The organism is Phycisphaerales bacterium (genome assembly GCA_040221175.1).
Classification (GTDB): domain Bacteria; phylum Planctomycetota; class Phycisphaerae; order Phycisphaerales; family UBA1924; genus JAHCJI01.
Map to the genome: position 1 here is coordinate 1 of JAVJVK010000009.1, position 834 is coordinate 834.

An 834-nucleotide genomic window follows, 5' to 3' on the forward strand; every position below is an offset into this window, starting at 1 on the left:
CGCTCGAGCAAATGGCACTGCTTTCCCAGGCAATCAACGACGGCCGATGTGACGTTGATAGAGATCAGCGTCCTGAATTGAACTGAGGATCACCGGGGTGGTTCCAGACTTTGGGGCCGCCCTGGGGACCGGCGCGGGCAGCTGCGCACAAGATACGCGAAAAATAGATTTTTCGCCGACAACGAATACCCACCAAAACCTTCCAAAACCTGACATTTGCCAGCTGCCCGGCGAGTAAAGTCCCTGCCACCTTGTGGGCATGTGGCCATTTACCCGCAAAACGACTGTTGAGACGAAGGGGCTCGCCGAACCCGGCGATGACCTCTTCGCTGTCTTCGGTATCACGCCGACCTCATCGGGCAATGTCACCGTCACGCCGGATGCGGCGCTGCGGGTGCCCGCAGTCGGCTCTGCGATCCGCGTAATCTCCGAGGCCGTGGCCACGCTCGACGTGAGCGTGAAGCGCATCGAGAAGGATGGCACCGAGATCTTGGAGCCCGATCACCCGGCCCTGACGTTCCTACGCGACAGCGCCAACGACTGGACCAGCGGCTTTGAATTTCTCCGTGACCTGGTTATCGACGCGCTGTCCGACGACCGGGGCGGTACAGCCTATGTCAACCGCCTGGGCGACGGCCGCATTGCCGAGATCGTCAAGTATCGCCGGGGTGTGGTCGACGTACAGTTCGATGGCACGACTGGCGAGCCGACCTACAGGATCGACGCGCGCCCTGTGCCCGCCACGAACGTGGTGCACCTTCGCAGCCCGTTCGGACGCGCGCCGCTGTCGCTGGCCCGCGAGGCCATCGGCACGGCCATCGCCCTCGACCTGCA

1 protein-coding gene is annotated in these 834 nt (G+C 62.9%); it reads left to right on the plus strand.

Translation table 11 applies throughout. The features are described from left to right. Positions 1-259: 259 nt before the first annotated feature. The coding region (locus RIE32_09350) for a phage portal protein (protein ID MEQ9096454.1) at positions 260-834 on the plus strand (575 nt) is incomplete at its 3' end.